Source organism: Pseudomonas sp. NBRC 111133 (genome assembly GCF_001320605.1).
Classification (GTDB): domain Bacteria; phylum Pseudomonadota; class Gammaproteobacteria; order Pseudomonadales; family Pseudomonadaceae; genus Aquipseudomonas; species Aquipseudomonas monteilii.
The window spans coordinates 44,671-64,356 of the sequence record NZ_BCBJ01000076.1 but is presented as its reverse complement, the minus strand read 5'-3'; the positions used below and the strand labels follow the sequence as shown (position 1 = coordinate 64,356).

The window sequence follows — 19,686 nt, the reverse complement described above, 5'->3', positions numbered from 1 at the left end:
AACTGGGCGGGTTGGCGTCCATGTAGTATAACTACAAGAAAGCTACAACCCGGCCAGCCGATCATAACCGAGTCCAGCCTGTGAATCTGTTGCAACATATCGCCCAATCGCGCCACCTGCTGCGCAAATCGGAACTCAAAGTGGCCGACCACGTGCTGCTCGACCCGGCTGCCGTCATGCACAGTTCCATGGCCGACCTGGCACACAGCGTGGGTATCAGCGAACCGACCATCGTGCGGTTCTGCCGGGCGATTGGTTGCTCGGGCTTTCAGGACTTGAAGCTGAAGCTGGCGCAGAGCCTGGCAGCGGGGGCCAGTTTCGGGCAGTTCGCTATCCATGAAGACGACTCGGTTGCCGACTACAGCCTGAAGATCTTCGACACCACACTGCATACCCTGATGGAGGTGCGTGAGCACCTCGACCCGCAGGCGCTGCAGCAGGCGGTGAGTGCCATGGCCCAGGCGCAACGTGTGGAGTTCTATGGCTTTGGCGCGTCCGGTGCGGTGGCGGCCGATGCCCAGCATAAGTTCTTCCGCCTGTTGCTCAGCGCCGCCGCGTATTCTGACCCGCACATGCAGGCGATGTCGGCGGTCACCCTGAAGCCGGGTGATGTCGCGGTGTGCATTTCCCAGTCGGGCCGCTCCAAGGACTTGCTGATCACCGCCAACCTGGTGCGTGAGAGCGGTGCCAACCTGATTACCCTGTGCCCCAGCCAGACACCTCTTGCCGAGCTGTCGACGGTCAACCTGGCGATCGACGTGCATGAAGACACCGAAATCTACACGCCGCTGACCTCGCGTATCGCTCACCTGGTCGTGATCGACGTGCTGGCCATGGGCGTGGCGATGGCGCGCGGGCCGAGCCTGGTCAACCACCTGAAAAGTGTGAAGCGCAGCTTGCGCAGCCTGCGTTTGTCGCCCAAGTCGATCAAGGCTACAGACGACTGAATTCAGCCTGTCCCGGCCCTTTCGCGGGTAATACACCGATCTTAAGGCTGGTGAGTATCCTGTGGGAGCGGGCTTGCCCGCGAAGAGGCCGGTACAGGCAGCGAAAATTCACGATTTTGTCACCATTCCACAGCCAAACCGTAAACCTTCCAGGCCAGTCTAAAACTCCCGCATCCTATCTGGGAGACAGGCAATGGCACGTGACCACGAAGGTACTTACCAACCCAACGCCAAGGCTCGCAAGCAGCAGGAAAAGGATCAGCGCCGCATGGAGTACCGCCGCGCGATCGAGGTCTATTGCGACCAACGCCAATTGCTCCGCGACCTGGCAGACTACCCCGAGCTGCAAGCGCTCACGGTCTGGCAGGCGTCGTCGGCAGCTTCCCCGAAAAACGCTCAACAAGCGCGCTGATCAACGCACGTTCGCTGCGGATGAACGCCAGAAACGCCAAGGCCACCGGCGACTGCCGCTTGGCCTTGGACTGCACCACGCACCAGCTGCGGTACAGCGGCAGTTCCTCCACCGGTAGCTCCTTCAGCACACCGGTGGCCAGCTCCAGGTTGACTGCATGGCGGGTCAGCAGGGCGATACCCAGGCCGGCGATCACGCACTCGCGTTGGGCATCGGCCGATGCCACTTCCAGCGTCTGGGTGAAGTGCACGCGCTTGTCCTTGAAGTACTCCTCGCATGCCTTGCGCGTGCCCGAACCTTGCTCGCGCACCAGCAGGGTATGAGGCTCCAGGTCCTGCAGGCGCAACTGCTCCAGCTTGCACAACGGGTGCTCGGGCGGTGCCACCGCCACGATCGGGTTGTTGAGGAATGGCAGAAACTCCAGGCCCATGTCCTGCGGCACCATCGACATGATGATCAGGTCGTCGCGGTTATCCGAAAGGCGGCGAATGGCCTGGGCGCGGTTGACCACCGTCAGGGTCAGGTTGACCTCCGGGTGACGCTGCTTGAAGGCGGCGAACAGGTGTGGCACGAAATACTTGGCACTGGACTCGATCGCCAGTTTCAACTGCCCCTGCAGTGAGCCCTGCATGTCCGACAGCTGCATGTCCAGGCTCTCCAGCCGCCCGAAGATGTCGCGGCTGGCGCGTTGCAAGGCTTCGGCCGCCTCGGTCAGGTACAGCTTCTTGCCGACGTACTCGAACAGTGGCTGGCCGATCAGCTCTTCGAGCTGGCGGATCTGTAGACTAACGGCGGGTTGCGTCAGTGCCATCTCCTCTGCCGCACGGCTGTACGAGCGCAAATCGCACACCTCGTTGAAGATCTGCAATTGACGCAAAGTCATACGCATCAAGGACTTACGCATTTTTATCGGCTCGTCGGCAACACCTTGTTACCGCACTATAAGCTTTTGCTAATACAGCCTCTAACAAATATTGATTTTTGTTTATCGACCTACAGCGCTAGGGTGAATACGCGACTGGCCAGCAACGTCTGGTCACGCGCCGACCGGTAGAACCGGCTCGACTGTTCCTACGGCTTTGGGAAGACTCCAGTGATAAAAAAAATCCTGATCGCCAACCGAGGTGAAATCGCAGTTCGGATCGTGCGTGCCTGCGCCGAGATGGGCATTCGCTCGGTAGCGATCTATTCCGACGCCGACCGTCACGCCTTGCACGTCAAGCGCGCCGATGAGGCACACAGCATTGGTGCCGAGCCGCTGGCTGGCTACCTGAACCCGCGCAAGCTGGTAAACCTGGCTGTGGAAACCGGCTGCGATGCCCTGCACCCAGGCTATGGTTTCCTGTCGGAAAACGCCGAACTGGCAGAGATCTGCGCAGAGCGCGGGATCAAGTTCATCGGCCCGGCTGCCGACGTGATTCGCCGCATGGGCGACAAGACCGAAGCCCGCCGCACCATGATCGCCGCCGGTGTGCCGGTAACCCCGGGTACCGAAGGCAACGTTGCCGATATTCATGAAGCCCTGAGCGAAGGTGACCGCATTGGTTACCCGGTGATGCTCAAGGCCACTTCCGGTGGTGGCGGCCGTGGTATCCGCCGCTGCAACAGCCGTGAAGAACTGGAACAGAACTTCCCACGGGTCATTTCCGAGGCCACCAAGGCCTTTGGTTCGGCCGAAGTGTTCCTGGAAAAGTGCATCGTCAACCCAAAGCACATCGAGGCACAGATCCTCGGTGACAGCTTTGGCAACGTGGTGCACCTGTTCGAGCGCGACTGCTCGATCCAGCGCCGCAACCAGAAGCTCATCGAAATTGCCCCAAGCCCGCAGCTCACCCCCGAGCAGCGCGCCTATATCGGCGACCTGGCGGTGCGTGCGGCCAAGGCCGTGAACTACGAGAACGCCGGTACTGTGGAGTTTCTGCTCGCCGATGGCGAGGTGTACTTCATGGAAATGAACACCCGGGTGCAGGTGGAACACACCATCACCGAGGAAATCACCGGTATCGACATCGTCCGTGAGCAGATCCGCATTGCTTCGGGCCTGCCGCTGTCGGTCAAGCAGGAAGATATCCAGCACCGCGGATACGCGCTGCAGTTCCGCATCAACGCCGAAGACCCGAAAAACAACTTCCTGCCCAGCTTCGGCAAGATCACCCGTTACTACGCCCCCGGCGGCCCGGGCGTGCGTACCGACACGGCAATCTATACCGGCTACACCATTCCGCCGTTCTACGACTCCATGTGCCTGAAGCTGGTGGTGTGGGCGTTGACCTGGGAAGAAGCCATGGACCGCGGCCTGCGGGCCCTGGACGACATGCGCGTGCAAGGGGTGAAGACCACTGCCGCGTATTACCAGGAAATCCTGCGCAACCCGGAATTCCGTAGCGGCCAGTTCAATACCAGCTTCGTCGAAAGCCACCCTGAACTGACCAACTACTCGATCAAGCGCAAACCCGAAGAGCTGGCCCTGGCCATCGCCGCCGCCATCGCCGCCCACGCAGGCCTGTGAGGAACCCCATAATGTCCAAGAAAATCCACGTTACCGACACGATCCTGCGCGACGCCCACCAGTCCTTGCTGGCCACCCGCATGCGCACCGAAGACATGCTGCCGATCTGCGACAAGCTCGACAAAGTCGGCTACTGGTCGTTGGAAGTCTGGGGTGGCGCCACCTTCGACGCCTGCGTGCGCTTCCTGAAAGAAGACCCGTGGGAGCGCCTGCGCAAGCTGCGTGCCGCGCTGCCCAACACCCGCCTGCAAATGCTGCTGCGCGGCCAGAACCTGCTGGGCTACCGCCATTACAGCGACGACGTGGTCAAGGCCTTCGTCGCCAAGGCAGCGGTCAACGGCATCGACGTGTTCCGCATCTTCGACGCCATGAACGACGTGCGTAACCTGCGCGTGGCCATTGAAGCGGTCAAGGCCGCTGGCAAACACGCCCAGGGCACCATCGCCTACACCGTCAGCCCCGTGCACACCATCGAGGCCTTTGTAGCCCAGGCCAAACAGATGGAAGCCATGGGTTGCGACTCGATCGCGATCAAGGACATGGCCGGCCTGCTGACGCCGTTCGCTACCGGCGAGCTGGTCAGGGCGCTGAAGGCCGAGCAATCCCTGCCGGTATTCATCCACTCCCACGACACCGCCGGCCTGGCCGCCATGTGCCAGCTGAAGGCAGTTGAAAACGGCGCCGACCACATCGACACCGCCATCTCCAGCTTCGCCTGGGGCACCAGCCACCCGGGTACCGAGTCGATGGTTGCTGCACTCAAAGGCAGCGAATTCGACACTGGCCTGGACCTGGAGCTGCTGCAGGAAATCGGCCTGTACTTCTACGCCGTGCGCAAGAAGTACCACCAGTTCGAAAGCGAGTTCACCGCCGTGGACACCCGAGTGCAGGTCAACCAGGTGCCGGGCGGCATGATCTCCAACCTGGCCAACCAGCTGAAAGAGCAGGGCGCGCTTAACCGCATGAACGAAGTGCTGGCCGAGATCCCGCGTGTACGTGAAGACCTTGGCTTCCCGCCGCTGGTAACCCCGACCTCGCAGATCGTTGGCACCCAGGCATTCTTCAACGTGTTGGCTGGTGAGCGCTACAAGACCATCACCAACGAGGTGAAGCTGTACCTGCAAGGCGGTTACGGCAAGGCCCCAGGCGTGGTCAACGAGCAGCTGCGCCGCCAGGCAATCGGCAGTGAAGAAGTAATCGACGTACGCCCGGCTGACTTGCTCAAGCCGGAAATGGCCAAGCTGCGTGCCGACATCGGCGCCCTGGCTCGTTGTGAAGAAGACGTGCTGACGTTCGCCATGTTCCCGGACATTGGCCGCAAGTTCCTCGAAGAACGCGAAGCCGGCACCCTGACGCCAGAAGCCCTGCTGCCGATTCCGGAAGCCGGCGCCGTGGCCGCGCCGGGCGGTGAAGGTGTACCGACCGAGTTCGTCATCGACGTGCACGGCGAAACCTACCGCGTCGATATCACCGGCGTGGGCGTTAAGGCCGAAGGCAAGCGTCACTTCTACCTGTCGATCGACGGCATGCCGGAAGAAGTGGTATTCGAGCCACTGAACGAGTTCGTTGGCGGCGGCGGCAGCAAGCGCAAGCAAGCCACCGACCCAGGCCACGTCAGCACCACCATGCCAGGCAACATCGTCGATGTGCTGGTCAAGGAAGGCGACATGGTCAAGGCCGGCCAGGCCGTGCTGATCACCGAAGCCATGAAGATGGAAACCGAAGTGCAGGCGGCCATCGCCGGCAAGGTCGTCGCCATTCATGTGGCCAAGGGCGACCGTGTGACGCCGGGTGAAATCCTGATCGAGATCGAGGGCTGATTTAAGCCCTCATCTACAAGCGGTTTACCTCTGGGGAGCGGATGCTCCCCTTTTTTTGTGCTGGATTTACCGGTCTCTTCGCGGGTAAACCCGCGAAAAGGCCAGCTGGTCAAACACATTCTTCAGTTTTTACGGCATGCCTCAAGCGTTTCTACTTGGCCTCCCGGCTGCTGGTTTTCCTCTCCCAGCCACCGCTCGAACCCGCCAGCCACCGCCGGCCACTCATCATCGGTAATCGAATACCAGGCTGTATCGCGGTTATGGTCCTTGACCACCAGATGCTTGCGGAACACGCCTTCGTAAGTGAAGCCAAACCGCTCCGCCGCCCGCTTGGAGCGGGCGTTGGCGTTGTTGCACTTCCACTCCAGCCGGCGGTTGCCCAGTTCGAAGCCCAGTTTGCCCAGCAGGTACACCGCCTCGGTTCCTTTGGGCGTGCGCTGCATGGCGGCGCCGAAGGCGATATGCCCGATTTCGATACGCCCGTGGTCGGGCACGATGGACATCAGGCTGAGAATGCCCTGGGCCTGGCCACTGGGGCGGTCGATGACGGTGTAGAACAGCGGATCGCGGCCTGCGGCGTTGCCCTCCAGCCAGCGGTCGAAGGCGGCACGCTCGGTGAACGGCCCATAAGGCAGGTAGTCCCATAGCACCGGGTCGGATGCCGGGCCTTGCAGCACGTCCCAAAGATCGTCGCCATGGCGCGCCGGGTCGAGCTTTTCCAGGCGGATGAAGCGGCCTTCAATGGGTTCGGCCTGGGGCGTTGCGGCGGGTTTCCAGTTCAATGCGTCTGTCATGTTCGGCCTACAAACCTTTGCGGAATTGGATGAAGCCCGAGCGCTCGGCAACCTGCTGATACAGGCTGATGGCGGTGGCATTGGTTTCGTGGGTCAACCAGTGCACCTTGATGCACCCGTCGGCCTTGGCTGTGGCGTAGACGTGCTCGATCAACTGGCGACCGATGCCCAGGCCCCGCTGCGTGCTGTCCACGTACAGGTCCTGCAGGTAGCAGGAATTCTCGATGCTCCAGTTGGAACGATGGTAGATGAAGTTGACCATGCCTACCGCCTTGCCATCGATCCAGGCCAGGGTTGAATGAGTGGGCTCCTTCGGATCGAGCAGGCGTTGCCAGGTGCTCAGGCTGACTTCATCGGCCAGTTCGCTTTCGTAGAAGTGCAGGTAGGCCTGCCACAGGGCGAGCCAGGCCGAGTGATCTTGGGCAGTGACAGGGCGCAGGGTAACGCTAGGCATGGGGCTATTCCTTCAGAGTTGGCGCATGTGCGCCGCGAGTTGGTTGTCCAGCTGATCGGCGCTGGCGCTCAGGCCTTCGCGCACGCCAGCGATGTCTTGATCGGAACGGTTCTGGCTGAGCTTGCGTGCCCCTTGCAGACGGGCGACGGGCAGGCGGATGCCGACGATGGCGCGGAGCATGCCATCGAGGTAGTCGGCAGGGGCGTCAGTGACTTTCCACGGTTCACTGCGGCCCTGTTCATGGCGGTCGGTCAGGCGGCTGACCATCGCCAGCAGCGGCTCCGCGTCATGGATCACCTCGGCTGTGCCATAGGCGTGGACGGCCAGATAATTCCAGGTAGGCACGACTTTGGGGTTATCAGCCTTGCTCGGGTAGTAGCCAGGGCTGACATAGGCATCGGCGCCGGGGAATACCAGTAAGGCTTCGACACCCTGTGCCAGGTCCTGCCATTGGCGGTTGGCCCGGGCCAAGTGCGCATAGACAGTTCCGAATTCGCCTTCGGTGGTATCGACCAGCACGGGCAGGTGCGTGGCCAGCAGCCCCTGATCGCCGTGGCTGACCAGGACAGCCAGGCGGGTGTCGAGCATGTGCTGGTGCAGACGGCCGAGGTCGTTTTCCTGATGCGGCTTGCTGTTGTACATAGGGCGTGGTCCTTGTCGAATGGCTCCATCCTAGGCAGGCTATTGGTTCTGGGTAAGAGCCATTGCCACCTGATTTGATAGGTCCAATACCATGAGCGAGCGCCCCTTAACACTGCCATTCGACCCCGCCGGTATCGCCCTTGATCGACGCCGTGGGCTGAGTCAGCAGCTGTACCAGGCATTGCGGGCGCGGGTGCTGGATGGGCGGCTGAGCAGTGGTACACGGCTACCCGCCACTCGCGACCTGGCCGTCATGCTGGCACTTTCACGCAACAGTGTGGTGCGCGCCTATGACCAACTGTATGCCGAGGGCTACATCGAAAGCCGAGTTGGAGATGGTACTTACGTAAGTCAGCTGCCAAAAATATCCACACAAATATCCACAGGGTTATCCCGGGGTTTATCAACAGGGTTATCCACATTTTCTGCTGAAAATACTGAGGATTTATCCAGCGAACGGCATTTATCAGCACCTTTACAGCGCCTGAAAAGTAACCACTTACCTTCCCCAAGAAGTGGTGCGCCCCGTGCTTTTCGGGTCGGCATTCCGGCATTCGACTTGTTCCCTTTTGACGTCTGGGCCAAGCTGCAGGCCGGTTTCTGGCGTAAACCATCCCCTGCGCAGCTGGGTTACGGTGACCCGGCAGGCGAGCCGGCTTTGCGCGAGTTGATCGCGGCCTACCTTCGCCGTTCGCGTGGGCTAAGTTGTATGGCTGAACAAATTGTGATCACCAGTGGTGCACAACAAGCCATCAGCCTTTGTGCACAGCTGTTGTTGCAGCCGGGTGATGGTGTGGCTGTGGAAAACCCCGGCTACCGCGCGGCCGGGCATGCCTTTGCGCTGGCTGGCGCCTCATTGTATGGCGTGCCTGTGGACGAAGAGGGCATGGACTGCCGCCTGCTGGGTCAGCAGGCGAACTGCCGGCTGGCATATGTCACGCCGGCCCACCAATACCCGACCGGGGTCACCATGAGCCTGGCACGGCGCCTGGCGTTGCTGGCGTGGGCCGAACGCAACGATGGCTGGATCATCGAGGACGACTATGACGGCGAGTACCGCTACAGCGGTGCGCCCTTGGCCCCATTGGCGGCGCTCGACCGGCACGGTCGGGTGCTGTACGTCGGCACCTTCGGCAAGATTGCGTTCCCCGCGTTGCGCCTGGGTTACCTGGTGCTGCCGCCGCAATTGGTGCAGGGATTCAGTCAGGGCAAGGCGTTGGCCGTGCGGCATTCGGAAGTCAGCAGCCAGTGCGTGATGGCCGAATTCATGGCACGCGGGCATTTCCAGCGGCATATCCGCCGTATGCGCAAGGCCGCTTTGAGTCGACGTAACGTACTCACGGCTGGCTGGCCTGTGGATATTCCCGGGTTGGGCGAGATGCCGGAAGTGGCGGCCGGGCTGCATGTGAAGGTGGATGTGGATAACTTTGCGCGGGAGCAGGAACTGGTGGCAAAGGCAGAAGCAGTGGGGGTAGAGGTGACGCCGCTGAGCAATTTCTGGCTGTCGGACAGCGACGTGCCTGTGGATAAGCGGGCAGGGCTGGTGTTGGGGTTTGCGGCGGTGCCGGAGGGGGCGATTGCCGAAGCCTTGATGAAACTGCGCAAGGCCTGGAGAAAGTGAATTGGGCCCGCTGTGCGGCCCTTCGCGGGCACGCCCGCTCCCACAGAGTCCGCTTGTAATGCGATCAATGTGGGAGCGGGCATGCCCGCGAAGCAGGCGACTCAGGTTCCGGATTTGATCCGCGTCCAGGCCCGGGTTCTGGCCCGCTCTGCGTCCCGCGCCAAGGGCTTGAGGGTATAAAGCTTGGCCATCGCCTCCGCTGTCGGATACAGGTTAGGGTTGTTGCGAATCGCCGGACTCACCTTTTCAGTCGCATCCTTGTTCGGGTTTGGGTAACCGACAAAGTCGCTGATCGGCGCAATCACCTCAGGCCGGAGCAAGTAATTGATGAACGTGTGGGCATCTTCCGGGTTGGCCGCATTCTTTGGAATCGCCAGCATATCGAACCAGATCGGCGCACCTTCCTTGGGCAGGCGCATGTCCACCACCACGCCGTTCTTGGCATCGCGCGCCCGGTTCGCGGCCTGCGAGAAACTGCCGCTGTAACCCACCGCCACGCAAATATCGCCATTGGCGATGTCTGCCATGTACTTCGAAGAGTGGAAGTAGGTGATGTGCGGGCGGATCTTCAGCATCAACGCTTCGGCCTTCTTGTAGTCGGCCGGTTTGTCGCTGTTCGGCGGCAAGCCCAGGTACTGCAGGGCCAGCGGCAGAATCTCCGAAGGCGAATCGAGCAGCGCCACGCCGCACTGCTTGAGCTTGGCGATGTTCTCTTCCTTGAAGATCAGGTCCCAGCTGTCCACCGGGGCGTCATCGCCGAGCGCTGCCTTGACCTTGGCCGGGTTGAAGCCGATCAGCACGGTGCCGTACATGTAGGGCACCGCGTACTTGTTACCCGGGTCGTTGGCCTCGATCAGCTTCATCAGCGCCGGGTCCAGGTGCTGCCAGTTCGGCAGTTTGCTGCGGTCCAGCGGCTGAAACACCCCGGCTTCGATCTGCTTGGCGAGGAACACGTTGGACGGCACCACCACGTCATAGCCGGAGTTGCCGGTGAGCAGCTTGGCCTCCAGCGCCTCGTTGGTGTCGAAGATGTCGTAGATCAGCTTGACCCCGCTGTCCTGCTTGAAATCGGTCAAGGTCTGCGGGGTGATGTAGTCGAACCAGTTATACACACGCAGTGTGCGCTGCTCGGCTTGAGCGTGCAGGGCACCGGTGAACAAGGTGGCAGCGATGAACGGGGCGAGCAGATGCTTGAGTCGGACCATTACCGGGCTCCTGGCTGGGCGCGCTGGAAGCCTTCCAGCACATTGACCGCGTTGATACCGATTTCTTCCACAGCGTAGCCGCCCTCCATCACGAACAGGGTCGGCTTGCCGAGCTGGCCGATACGTTTTCCCATTTCCAGGTAGTCCGGGCTGTCCAGCTTGAACTGCGAGATCGGGTCGTCCTTGAAGGTGTCCACACCCAGCGAGATCACCAGTACGTCGGCGTCATAGCGGGCAATGCGCTGGCAGGCATCCTCCAGGGCTGCGCTCCAGGCCGCCCAGTCGCTGCCGGCCGGAAGCGGGTAGTTGATGTTGCAGCCCTCACCGGCACCTTCGCCGGTTTCGTCGGCATAGCCCAGGAAGAACGGGAATTCGTCCTGCGGGTCGCCATGGATCGAAGCGAAGTACACGTCGTCGCGGCTGTAGAAGATGTCCTGGGTGCCGTTGCCGTGGTGGTAGTCGACGTCGAGGATGGCGACCTTGCGTTTGCCTTGGTCAAGGAAGGCCTGGGCGGCGATGGCGGCGTTGTTCAGGTAGCAATAGCCACCCATGACTTCGCCGGCGGCGTGGTGCCCCGGTGGGCGGCACAGGGCAAAGGCCGAATGGGCGCCTTGCTGGATTGCCGCCTGGGCCGTGAGGGCGACCTGGGCGGCGCTGTAGGCGGCCTGCCAGGTACCGGCGGTGATCGGTGCGCCGGCATCGAAGCTGTAGTAGCCCAACTCGCCATGCAGGCCGGTGGGTTTTACCTGGCGCAAGGTGCGAGCAGGCCAGGTGAACGGCAGCAGGTCGCCCTCCTGGCCCAGTGCGGCCCAGTGCGGCCCAGCGCGCCCAGGCGCCTTCGAAGAAGTCGAGATAGTCGGCGCTGTGGATGCGCAGCAACGGCGCGCGGCCGAAGTCGGTAGGGCCCTGAATGTCGCCCAGGTTGCGTTTTTTTACCTGGTCGAGCACATGGTCAGCGCGCGAAGGCATTTCGAAGCAGGGCATCAGCTTGCCGTCGATCAGCTCGCAGCGGCCGTGGTGCAGGCGGTGATCATCGGAATAGATCGTCAGCATTGTTGTTCTCCGTTGGATACTGGCGTGGGTCCATTGTCATGGGCAGGTCAGTGGCGGAGAACGACGCAAACGGCCAAAAGGGGATCGATGTGGCCAAGCTCTTTGGCCGGCGCTGGTCAACCGCGGAAGAGGCTGGGCGCTACACCACTCCAACGCTGGAACGCATGCCGAAAACTGGCGGTCTCGCTGAACCCCAAGGTTTCCGCAATGCGATAGATCGGCATCTGTTCATCAGCCAGCAACTGCTTGGCCCGCTCGAACCTCAGTTCATCCAGCAACTGTTGATAGCTGCTGCCCAACGCCTGTAAATGCCGGCGCAGGGTGCGCGACGAACAATTCATTTGCCGCGCCAACCCTTCCAGCCCAGGCGCGGCGTCCAGCTGCTGTGCCAGCAGCTGACGAATCCGCCCCAGCCAGGCCTGCCGCCCCGTGAACTCCAGGTTCAGGCGCCGGCAGCGTTCGCTCATGGCCTTGTGGGTAATCGAGTCGGCCAGCGGCAGCGGCATGTCCAGCCAGCGCCGTTCAAAAGCCAAGGCATTGTCCTGAGCGTCGAAACCCACCGGGGATTGGAATGCACCGGCATAGAGCGCGTGGTAACCGGGCCGTGAGTGTTCGAAACGGGCGCCTAGCAGAGGCAGTGGGCGCCCAAGCAAATCGTCGCAGATGACTTTCAGCGACACCAGGCAGAACTCCGCGTTGAATGCGCTCAACGCCGGGCTGTCGTGGTAGTCGCTGGCACTTAGCCAGACCCGCTGGCCGTCCTCGATCAAACGTAGCTTGAACACTGTTCCCAGCAGTGCCGGATATGCCAGCGCCAGGCGCAAGGCGTCACCCAAAGTGGCACTGGAGAGCAAGGCGTAACCGAGCATGCCGTAGCACGACACATGCATGCGCCGGCCCAGTTCAAGGCCGATGTCCTCGCGCCGGGCCACCGCGTTGGCGCACACCTGCAGTTCCTGCTGGGTGGTGATGCGCGCATCGGCATGCCCCAGGTCTGACGGGCCAATGCCGCTGCCGGCCAGCAGCGCTGATGCCTCGCAACCGTCTGCCTGGAAGACGTTGAGGATCAGCGAAACCGCGTTGAGGGTGGTGAGGTGGCTGTGCAGCATGCTGGGTAATCCCGTTGGGCTGGGACGCATTATCGAGCAAGTAGTGTGCCGATATCGGCAAGCGGTCTGCGCGCCGCCTGTTTTGCGGGCAAAAAAAAGGCCCGAAGCATAGGCTCGGGCCTTGAAAGGTTGAGAGGTGTCTAGTCCCTTAACCTGGTGAGACTGTTTGCAGCAGCCGGGTTACGCCTTCAGCGGAACCAGACGGGGAGCGATCATGTTTTCCGGACGCAGGATGTCGTTGAGCATCGCTTCGTCCAGCAGCTTCTCTTCGCGCACCAGTTCCAGTACGCCACGGCCTGTTTCCAGGGCAACGCGGGCGATACGGGTGGCGTTTTCGTAGCCGATGTATGGGTTCAGGGCGGTGACCAGGCCGATCGAGTGCTCGACCAGCTCACGGCAGCGTTGTTCGTTGGCGGTGATGCCGACGATGCAGTGTTCGCGCAGCATGTCCATGGCGCGTTGCAGCAGGCGGATCGAGTCGAAGATCTTGTAGGCGATCAGCGGTTCCATCACGTTCAGCTGCAGCTGGCCACCTTCGGCGGCGACGGTCAGGGCCAGGTCGTTGCCCATGATGGCGAAGGCCACCTGGTTGACGGCTTCCGGGATAACCGGGTTGACCTTGCCTGGCATGATCGAGCTGCCTGGCTGACGCGCTGGCAGGTTGATCTCGTTGATGCCGGTGCGCGGGCCGCTGGACAGCAGGCGCAGGTCGTTGCAGATCTTCGACAGCTTGACGGCGGTACGCTTGAGCATGCCGGAGAACAGCACGAAGGCGCCCATGTCGGAAGTGGCTTCGATCAGGTCGGCAGCCGGCACCAGCGGCTGGCCGCTGATGATTGCCAGGCGCTGCACGGCCAGGGCCTGGTAGCCAGGGTCGGCGTTGATGCCGGTACCGATGGCAGTACCACCCAGGTTGATTTCGGTCAGCAGTTCCGGAGCCAGCGAGCGCAGGCGCTGCAGGTCTTCGGTCATGGTGGTGGCGAAGGCGCGGAATTCCTGGCCCAGGGTCATCGGCACGGCGTCCTGCAGCTGGGTACGGCCCATCTTCAGTACGTGGTCGAATTCTTTACCCTTGGCAGCGAAGGCCTGGATCAGGCTGTCGAGGCTGGCCAGCAGCGCGTCGTGACCCAGCAGCAGGCCCAGACGGATAGCGGTCGGGTAGGCGTCGTTGGTCGACTGCGCCATGTTCACATCGTTGTTCGGGTGCAGGTACTGGTACTCACCCTTTTGGTGGCCCATGGCCTCCAGCGCGATGTTGGCGATGACTTCGTTGGCGTTCATGTTGGTGGAAGTACCAGCACCGCCTTGAATCATGTCCACCACGAACTGCTCGTGGTAGTCGCCCTTGATCAGTCGTGCGCAGGCTGCGCTGATCGCGGCGTGCTTGGCATCGCTCAGGTGCCCCAACTCACGGTTGGCGTCAGCAGCTGCCTGCTTGACCATCGCCAGGCCGACTACCAGTTTCGGGTAGTGCGACAGCGGAACGCCGGAGAGGTGGAAGTTGTTGGCAGCGCGCAGGGTCTGGATGCCGTAGTAGGCATCAGCAGGAACTTCAAGGGTACCCAACAGATCTTTTTCGACGCGGAACGATGCAGCAGAGGACATGATGTATATCATCTCGATTTTGACCCGGCACATGCCGGAATGGCGCCAATCCTAGGCCTGAAGGTGATTTTGCGGCCAATGCTGTTGCACGCTAACCTATGCACAAACGGCATAGTGTTTCATGTGACGCCAATTGACATTCGAGCGTGTTCCATTTTGGTGCATGCCGGGAGATGTGCTTCGTGAACCTTGAAAGCAAATGGCTGGAAGATTTCAGCGCGCTGGCTGCCACCCGCAGTTTTTCCCAAGCTGCAGAGCGGCGTTTTGTGACCCAACCGGCCTTCAGCCGGCGCATTCGCAGCCTGGAGGCAGCATTGGGCCTGCAGTTGGTGAATCGTTCCCGCACACCGATCGAACTGACTGAGGCAGGGCAGCTTTTTCTTGTCACGGCGCGTACGGTTGTCGACCAGTTGAGCGAAATTCTCCGCCATTTGCATCACCTTGAAGGTGGGCAGGGCGAGGTCGTCCAGGTGGCGGCGGCGCACTCCCTTGCATCGGGCTTTTTCCCCCGCTGGGTAGCCCAGTTGCGCAACGACGGTTTGAACATCGCCACCCGCCTGGTTGCGACTAACGTCGGGGATGCCGTGCATGCATTACGCGAAGGTGGCTGCGACCTGATGCTGGCGTTCTATGACCCGGACGCGGCCTTGCAGATGGATGCCGAGATTTTCCCGTCGCTGCACATGGGCACCACCGAAATGTTGCCGGTGTGCGCCGTGGACGCCGAAGGCAAGCCGTTGTTCGACCTGGAGGGCGAGGGCAGCGTGCCGCTGCTGGCCTATACCGCAGGCGCGTTCCTGGGGCGTTCGGTCAATTTGCTGCTGCGCCAGCGTAACCTGCGCTATACCACCGTCTATGAAACCGCTATGGCCGATAGTCTCAAGAGCATGGCGCTGGAAGGCATGGGCATCGCCTGGGTGCCGCGCCTGTCGATGCGCGGCGAGCTGGAACGGGGCGAGCTGGCGATCTGTGGCGGCAGCCAGTGGCATGTGCCGCTGGAGATCCGCCTGTACCGCTGCGCCCTGGTACGCAAGGCCAATGTACGGCTGTTGTGGCGCAAGCTGGAAGGCGCGGCGGCGGTTGACCCAAAAGTCAGCCAAAGCCCCGAAAAATAAGGGGCGACAGTTGGTCGCCGGGGTGCCTTAAACGCACCACCTTACGGTATACTGCGCGGCCTTTCGACCGGATGCGTCCGGTCCTGATCAGCAAACAAGCCACGCCGGTCGTCCCGCGTGGCTTGTTGTTTTTTGACGCGCCCAAGGGCGCACAAGCGAAGAGGCTCGACGATGAGTGCACTGGTTGGCGTGATCATGGGCTCCAAGTCCGATTGGTCCACCCTTAGCCACACCGCCGATATGCTGGAAAAACTCGGCATTCCCTACGAAGTGAAGGTGGTTTCCGCCCACCGCACCCCGGATCTGCTGTTCCAGTATGCCGAGGAGGCCGAAGGCCGTGGCATCGAGGTGATCATCGCCGGTGCCGGTGGCGCAGCCCACCTGCCAGGCATGTGCGCCGCCAAGACCCACCTGCCAGTGCTGGGCGTACCCGTCCAGTCGTCGATGCTGTCGGGCGTCGATTCGCTGCTGTCGATCGTGCAGATGCCAGCCGGCGTACCGGTTGCCACCCTGGCCATCGGCCGTGCCGGTGCCGTCAACGCTGCACTGCTGTCGGCCAGCATCCTGGGCGCCAAGTACCCGCAGTTCCACGCGGCGTTGAAGCAGTTCCGCACGGAACAGACCGACACCGTGCTGGACAACCCAGACCCGCGCCAGGCTTGAGGCTCAACCCATGAAGATCGGTGTAATCGGTGGCGGCCAGCTGGGCCGCATGCTGGCCCTGGCGGGCACCCCGCTGGGCATGAACTTCGCCTTCCTCGACCCGGCGCCGGACGCTTGCGCCGCGCCCCTGGGCGAGCACCTGCGTGCCGACTATGGCGACCAGGATCACCTGCGCAAGCTGGCCGATGAGGTCGACCTGGTCACCTTCGAGTTCGAAAGCGTCCCGGCCGAGACCGTGGCCTTCCTCTCGCAGTTCGTGCCGGTTTACCCCAGCGCCGAAGCGCTGCGCATCGCCCGCGACCGCCTGTTCGAAAAAAGCATGTTCCGCGACCTGGGTATCCCGACCCCGGCCTTCGCCGACATCCTCTCGCAGGCAGACCTGGACGCCGCAGTGGCCAGCATCGGCCTGCCGGCCGTGCTGAAAACCCGCACCCTAGGTTACGACGGCAAGGGCCAGAAGGTACTGCGCACGCCTAAAGACGTGGTAGGCACCTTCGCCGAGCTGGGCAGCGTGCCGTGCCTGCTGGAAGGCTTCGTGCCGTTCACCGGCGAAGTGTCGCTGGTGGCCGTGCGTGCCCGCGATGGCGAAACCCGCTTCTACCCGCTGGTGCACAACACCCACGAAAGCGGCATCCTGCGCCTTTCGGTGGCCAGCCAGGCGCACCCGCTGCAGGCTCTTGCCGAAGACTATGTGGGCCGCGTGCTGCAAAAACTGGACTATGTAGGTGTGATGGCCTTCGAGTTCTTCGAAGTCGACGGTGGCCTCAAGGCCAACGAAATCGCCCCGCGCGTGCACAACTCCGGGCATTGGACCATCGAAGGCGCCGAATGCAGCCAGTTCGAGAACCACCTGCGCGCCGTTGCCGGCCTGCCGCTGGGCTCGACTGCCAAGGTGGGTGAGAGTGCGATGCTCAACTTCATTGGCGAAGTGCCGGCTGTAGATAAAGTGGTCGCCATCGGTGACTGCCACCTGCACCACTACGGCAAGGCCTTCAAGGTCGGCCGCAAGGTTGGCCACGCCACCCTGCGCTGCCACGACATGGCTACCCTCGAGCGCAAGATTGCCGAAGTAGAAGCCCTGATCAGCAACTGATCGAACTTCTACCACCGGCTTGCCCTCTGAAAATGGCAACAAGCCAAAGCGCTGTCTAGGCTTTGGCTTGTTCCATCTTCGAACTGCAGAGGGATTGCCATGGGCATCATTGGAACCATCTTCATCGGCCTCATCGTCGGCCTGCTGGCCCGCTTCATCAAACCGGGCGACGACAGCATGGGCTGGATCATGACCATCCTGCTGGGTATTGCCGGCTCCCTGCTGGCCACCTATGGCGGCCAGGCGCTGGGCATCTACCAGGCCGGGCAGGCAGCGGGCTTCTTTGGCGCGCTGGTCGGTGCCGTGGTCCTTCTGGTGATCTACGGATTCATCAAGAAACGCTGAATACTGGTTAGAATGCCCGGCAATTCATCCGAGTTGCCGAGCATTTCCATGCGTGCCTTTTTCCTTGTCCCCTTGCTGTTGGCCAGCGCCCTGGCCCATGCCGAACTGCCTGAAACCGACTGGCTGGAGCTGATGCCCAAGTCGGACCAGAAGGCGCTCGAGCAAATGCCCGAAATCGACCACAATTCACCGGAAGCCATGGGCACCTTTACCGACAAGGGCGGCCTGAAACAGAGCAAAGGCCTGCCGGCGGTGATGTACTCGACCAAGACCGTTGCAGCCATGAACGGCAAGGACATCCGCCTGGGCGGCTACCCCGTGCCGCTGGAAAGCGATGCCAAGGGCAACAGCACACTGTTCTTCCTGGTGCCGTACCCGGGTGCGTGCATCCACGTGCCGCCGCCGCCGCCGAACCAGCTGGTGCTGGTGCGCTACCCGAAAGGACTGAAGATCGATGACATCTACACACCGCTGTGGGTCAGCGGCACGTTAAAGGTGGAAAAGGTCAGCAATGACCTGGCCGATGCGGCCTATGCGCTGGATGCCGGGAAGGTGAGGGTGGTGGAGGACTCTGACCTCTAACTGTCTGCACCGGCCTCTTCGCGGGCAAGCCCGCTCCCACAGGTCCTCCACAGTATTCAAGGCTCATGGAGACCCTGTGCGGGCTTGCCCGCGAAGAGGCCCGTAAAACCACTGCAAAACTCAGATCATTTCACAACCGATCTGCACGCCCAGCGAATGACTCGCGCCAGGCCTCAGCTGCACCACGTCATCCCAAACATTCGCCGTCTCGATGCACAGCATCCGCTGCCAGCCATCATCCGCCATATCCGGTAACTCCCGAGCCCGCTCGGTCCACGGGTTCCAGATCACCGCCGACCGCGACCCACTGCTGGTCAGGGTAATCCGCCGGCTCCAATGCGGGTCGACAATGCTCAGCGCCTGCGGGGTATCGAGGTAGATCCGGTCCGTCTCCCCGGCAAACGCCAGCGCCCCTTGCTGCTGGCGCTGTTCCCAGCCAGCCAGGGTCTCGATATAGCCCAGCCCCTCGACGCCCTCGACCCGCGCCTGACGCACATCGCTAACTGCAAAGTAACTGTGCAACGCCTGGCTGATGGTAACCGGGGTGTTGCCCATGTTGCGGCTGGTCAGGCTCAGCTTCAGCTCGTCACCCAGCTCCACCACCAGCTTCAGCTCGACGTCATGGGGCCAACCGGGCAGGTCGCCCTGCGCCTCAGGCAGCTCGAACTCGATACGCAGGCCGTCGCCTGTTTCCTCGATGCCCAGCAACTGCCAGTCACGTGAGCGCGCCAGCCCGTGAGCAGGTGCCTGCTCGCCGTGGTACATGGCCTGCACGGCCTGGGGGTTGCGCTGCAAGTTGCCAAACCACGGCCAGCACACCGGCACCCCGGCGCGAACCGACTTGCCCTGGCGGAAGATGGCCTGGTCGCTCAGCCACAGCAGCGGCGGCTCGCCGACCCGCTGGTAGCTGAGGATCTGTGCGCCTTGCTGGGCGATCAGGAGTTCGGCGCGGTCGCTGCTGATACGCCAGCAGTTCAGTTCGCCATGTTGCTCGGTTACGACCTGGTAGGTAGCCATTGCATTCATCTCATTGGTTGCCAGTGGGCCTTGGACCCGGGCACATGCAATGAGTTTACCGCCGGCGAGGCTTAGCGACGAGGCACAGACCGGGTACGGCCACTGCCGTCGATGGCGACGAAGACGAATACCGCTTCAGTAACCTTGCGCCATTCGCTGGACAGCGGGTCGTCGCTCCACACTTCGACCATCATCCGGATCGAGCTGCGGCCGATCTCCAGGGTCTGGGTATAGAACGACAGCTGCGCGCCTACCGCGACCGGTACCAGGAAGGCCATGCGGTCGATGGCCACGGTGGCCACGCGGCCACCGGCGACGCGGCTGGCCATGGCGGTGCCGGCCAGGTCCATCTGGGCAACCAGCCAGCCGCCGAAGATGTCGCCGAAGCCGTTGGTCTCGCGCGGCAATGCGGTGATCTGCAAGGCCAGGTCGCCTTGTGGGATTGGATCTTCTTGTTCGAGCTCAATCATGCGATGGGGCCTCTGACCCGTGACGCTTTTCGTTGGTGTGGCGCAAAGGCCGGGTAAACGATTCAGCTTGAAACATACTACGCCGATTTCGTTTCACTGGGCGGCCGTAGGGAAACTCTGCGAAACCGTCTGACAATACTGACCGGCGTTTTCGCACAACATCCCACGTTAGGGGCAACCTTTTCCTACGAACTGCCAGTATATAGAGCATAACGGCCAGCGACGACCGC

The 19,686-nt window shown here is 62.0% G+C and carries 19 protein-coding genes and 1 pseudogene; 10 read left to right on the top strand and 10 right to left on the bottom strand.

From position 1 onward, the window contains the following. Positions 1–80: 80 nt before the first annotated feature. Together hexR and APH36_RS30920 are read left to right on the top strand one after the other, a co-directional pair. The gene (hexR, locus tag APH36_RS18055) at positions 81–947 is read left to right on the top strand and encodes a transcriptional regulator HexR (RefSeq protein WP_003253273.1); all 867 of its coding nucleotides are present in this window, start codon (positions 81–83) and stop codon (positions 945–947) included. Between the two features lie 193 nt (positions 948–1,140). Further along, complete coding sequence (locus APH36_RS30920; RefSeq protein WP_082426415.1) at positions 1,141–1,359, top strand: PA3496 family putative envelope integrity protein; 219 nt, start codon at positions 1,141–1,143, stop codon at positions 1,357–1,359. On the opposite strand, the gene APH36_RS18050 is transcribed toward APH36_RS30920, so the two are convergent. Then, positions 1,301–2,263: a LysR family transcriptional regulator gene (locus tag APH36_RS18050; protein ID WP_060499703.1), complete on the bottom strand. Its 963-nt coding sequence runs from the start codon at positions 2,261–2,263 to the stop codon at positions 1,301–1,303. The genes APH36_RS30920 and APH36_RS18050 overlap by 59 nt on opposite strands. 189 nt (positions 2,264–2,452) lie before the next feature. Between APH36_RS18050 and APH36_RS18045 the strand changes: the two genes are divergently transcribed. Continuing rightward, a complete protein-coding gene (locus tag APH36_RS18045; protein WP_016712746.1) occupies positions 2,453–3,868 on the top strand; it encodes an acetyl-CoA carboxylase biotin carboxylase subunit in 1,416 nt (471 codons plus the stop codon). Positions 3,869–3,879: 11 nt separating this feature from the next. After that, on the top strand, positions 3,880–5,688 hold the full coding sequence (gene oadA, locus APH36_RS18040) for a sodium-extruding oxaloacetate decarboxylase subunit alpha (RefSeq protein WP_060499702.1): 1,809 nt from the start codon (positions 3,880–3,882) through the stop codon (positions 5,686–5,688). A gap of 122 nt (positions 5,689–5,810) precedes the next feature. On the opposite strand, the gene APH36_RS18035 is transcribed toward oadA, so the two are convergent. Genes APH36_RS18035 through APH36_RS18025 form a run of 3 tightly spaced genes read right to left on the bottom strand, consistent with a single transcriptional unit; the run spans position 5,811 to position 7,578 of the window. After that, complete coding sequence (locus APH36_RS18035) at positions 5,811–6,482, bottom strand: GNAT family N-acetyltransferase (RefSeq protein WP_060499701.1); 672 nt, start codon at positions 6,480–6,482, stop codon at positions 5,811–5,813. A 7-nt stretch (positions 6,483–6,489) separates the two neighbouring features. Then, positions 6,490–6,936: a GNAT family N-acetyltransferase gene (locus APH36_RS18030; protein WP_060499700.1), complete on the bottom strand. Its 447-nt coding sequence runs from the start codon at positions 6,934–6,936 to the stop codon at positions 6,490–6,492. A 12-nt stretch (positions 6,937–6,948) separates the two neighbouring features. Next, positions 6,949–7,578, bottom strand: coding sequence for an FMN-binding negative transcriptional regulator (locus APH36_RS18025; protein WP_060499699.1), 630 nt, complete (start codon positions 7,576–7,578; stop codon positions 6,949–6,951). A gap of 91 nt (positions 7,579–7,669) precedes the next feature. Between APH36_RS18025 and APH36_RS18020 the strand changes: the two genes are divergently transcribed. Further along, positions 7,670–9,199, top strand: coding sequence for a PLP-dependent aminotransferase family protein (locus APH36_RS18020; RefSeq protein WP_060499698.1), 1,530 nt, complete (start codon positions 7,670–7,672; stop codon positions 9,197–9,199). A 101-nt stretch (positions 9,200–9,300) separates the two neighbouring features. Here APH36_RS18020 and APH36_RS18015 read toward each other — a convergent pair whose 3' ends face one another. The 4 genes and pseudogenes from APH36_RS18015 to aspA form a co-directional block, all read right to left on the bottom strand. Next, complete coding sequence (locus APH36_RS18015; RefSeq protein WP_060499697.1) at positions 9,301–10,404, bottom strand: polyamine ABC transporter substrate-binding protein; 1,104 nt, start codon at positions 10,402–10,404, stop codon at positions 9,301–9,303. Then, positions 10,404–11,457: pseudogene (locus APH36_RS18010) on the bottom strand (histone deacetylase family protein). The gene APH36_RS18015 and the pseudogene APH36_RS18010 overlap by 1 nt, the downstream one beginning before the upstream one ends. 116 nt (positions 11,458–11,573) lie before the next feature. Continuing rightward, a complete protein-coding gene (locus APH36_RS18005; protein ID WP_060499696.1) occupies positions 11,574–12,566 on the bottom strand; it encodes an AraC family transcriptional regulator in 993 nt (330 codons plus the stop codon). 180 nt (positions 12,567–12,746) lie between these two features. Further along, entirely contained in the window at positions 12,747–14,171 is a 1,425-nt protein-coding gene (gene aspA, locus APH36_RS18000) for an aspartate ammonia-lyase (protein ID WP_060499732.1), read from the bottom strand. Between the two features lie 182 nt (positions 14,172–14,353). On the opposite strand from aspA, the gene APH36_RS17995 reads away from it, so the two are divergent. From APH36_RS17995 to APH36_RS17975, 5 genes are all read left to right on the top strand, one after another. Further along, positions 14,354–15,286: a LysR substrate-binding domain-containing protein gene (locus APH36_RS17995; RefSeq protein ID WP_161751324.1), complete on the top strand. Its 933-nt coding sequence runs from the start codon at positions 14,354–14,356 to the stop codon at positions 15,284–15,286. 171 nt (positions 15,287–15,457) lie between these two features. Further along, entirely contained in the window at positions 15,458–15,949 is a 492-nt protein-coding gene (gene purE, locus APH36_RS17990) for a 5-(carboxyamino)imidazole ribonucleotide mutase (RefSeq protein ID WP_009684500.1), read from the top strand. 10 nt (positions 15,950–15,959) lie between these two features. Then, a complete protein-coding gene (locus APH36_RS17985) occupies positions 15,960–17,042 on the top strand; it encodes a 5-(carboxyamino)imidazole ribonucleotide synthase (protein WP_060499695.1) in 1,083 nt (360 codons plus the stop codon). Between the two features lie 99 nt (positions 17,043–17,141). Further along, complete coding sequence (locus tag APH36_RS17980; RefSeq protein WP_010955824.1) at positions 17,142–17,387, top strand: GlsB/YeaQ/YmgE family stress response membrane protein; 246 nt, start codon at positions 17,142–17,144, stop codon at positions 17,385–17,387. A 48-nt stretch (positions 17,388–17,435) separates the two neighbouring features. Next, a complete protein-coding gene (locus tag APH36_RS17975; RefSeq protein ID WP_164525207.1) occupies positions 17,436–17,969 on the top strand; it encodes a DUF3299 domain-containing protein in 534 nt (177 codons plus the stop codon). Positions 17,970–18,089: 120 nt separating this feature from the next. On the opposite strand, the gene APH36_RS17970 is transcribed toward APH36_RS17975, so the two are convergent. Together APH36_RS17970 and APH36_RS17965 are read right to left on the bottom strand one after the other, a co-directional pair. After that, complete coding sequence (locus APH36_RS17970; RefSeq protein WP_060499693.1) at positions 18,090–18,986, bottom strand: D-hexose-6-phosphate mutarotase; 897 nt, start codon at positions 18,984–18,986, stop codon at positions 18,090–18,092. A 71-nt stretch (positions 18,987–19,057) separates the two neighbouring features. Beyond that, complete coding sequence (locus APH36_RS17965; RefSeq protein ID WP_016712731.1) at positions 19,058–19,456, bottom strand: acyl-CoA thioesterase; 399 nt, start codon at positions 19,454–19,456, stop codon at positions 19,058–19,060. Positions 19,457–19,686 lie beyond the last annotated feature (230 nt).

What these genes read in the sequence shown, in the direction of transcription:
- APH36_RS18050 (WP_060499703.1), bottom strand. Translation starts at nt 2,263, where the DNA reads ATGCGTAAGTCCTTGATGCGTATGACTTTGCGTCAATTGCAGATCTTC.
- APH36_RS18025 (WP_060499699.1), bottom strand. Translation starts at nt 7,578, where the DNA reads ATGTACAACAGCAAGCCGCATCAGGAAAACGACCTCGGCCGTCTGCAC.
- purE (WP_009684500.1), top strand. Translation starts at nt 15,458, where the DNA reads ATGAGTGCACTGGTTGGCGTGATCATGGGCTCCAAGTCCGATTGGTCC.
- APH36_RS17975 (WP_164525207.1), top strand. Translation starts at nt 17,436, where the DNA reads ATGCGTGCCTTTTTCCTTGTCCCCTTGCTGTTGGCCAGCGCCCTGGCC.
- APH36_RS18035 (WP_060499701.1), bottom strand. Translation starts at nt 6,482, where the DNA reads ATGACAGACGCATTGAACTGGAAACCCGCCGCAACGCCCCAGGCCGAA.
- APH36_RS18015 (WP_060499697.1), bottom strand. Translation starts at nt 10,404, where the DNA reads ATGGTCCGACTCAAGCATCTGCTCGCCCCGTTCATCGCTGCCACCTTG.
- APH36_RS18005 (WP_060499696.1), bottom strand. Translation starts at nt 12,566, where the DNA reads ATGCTGCACAGCCACCTCACCACCCTCAACGCGGTTTCGCTGATCCTC.
- APH36_RS17965 (WP_016712731.1), bottom strand. Translation starts at nt 19,456, where the DNA reads ATGATTGAGCTCGAACAAGAAGATCCAATCCCACAAGGCGACCTGGCC.
- APH36_RS18020 (WP_060499698.1), top strand. Translation starts at nt 7,670, where the DNA reads ATGAGCGAGCGCCCCTTAACACTGCCATTCGACCCCGCCGGTATCGCC.
- oadA (WP_060499702.1), top strand. Translation starts at nt 3,880, where the DNA reads ATGTCCAAGAAAATCCACGTTACCGACACGATCCTGCGCGACGCCCAC.
- APH36_RS17985 (WP_060499695.1), top strand. Translation starts at nt 15,960, where the DNA reads ATGAAGATCGGTGTAATCGGTGGCGGCCAGCTGGGCCGCATGCTGGCC.
- APH36_RS17970 (WP_060499693.1), bottom strand. Translation starts at nt 18,986, where the DNA reads ATGGCTACCTACCAGGTCGTAACCGAGCAACATGGCGAACTGAACTGC.
- aspA (WP_060499732.1), bottom strand. Translation starts at nt 14,171, where the DNA reads ATGTCCTCTGCTGCATCGTTCCGCGTCGAAAAAGATCTGTTGGGTACC.
- APH36_RS30920 (WP_082426415.1), top strand. Translation starts at nt 1,141, where the DNA reads ATGGCACGTGACCACGAAGGTACTTACCAACCCAACGCCAAGGCTCGC.
- APH36_RS17980 (WP_010955824.1), top strand. Translation starts at nt 17,142, where the DNA reads ATGGGCATCATTGGAACCATCTTCATCGGCCTCATCGTCGGCCTGCTG.
- APH36_RS18030 (WP_060499700.1), bottom strand. Translation starts at nt 6,936, where the DNA reads ATGCCTAGCGTTACCCTGCGCCCTGTCACTGCCCAAGATCACTCGGCC.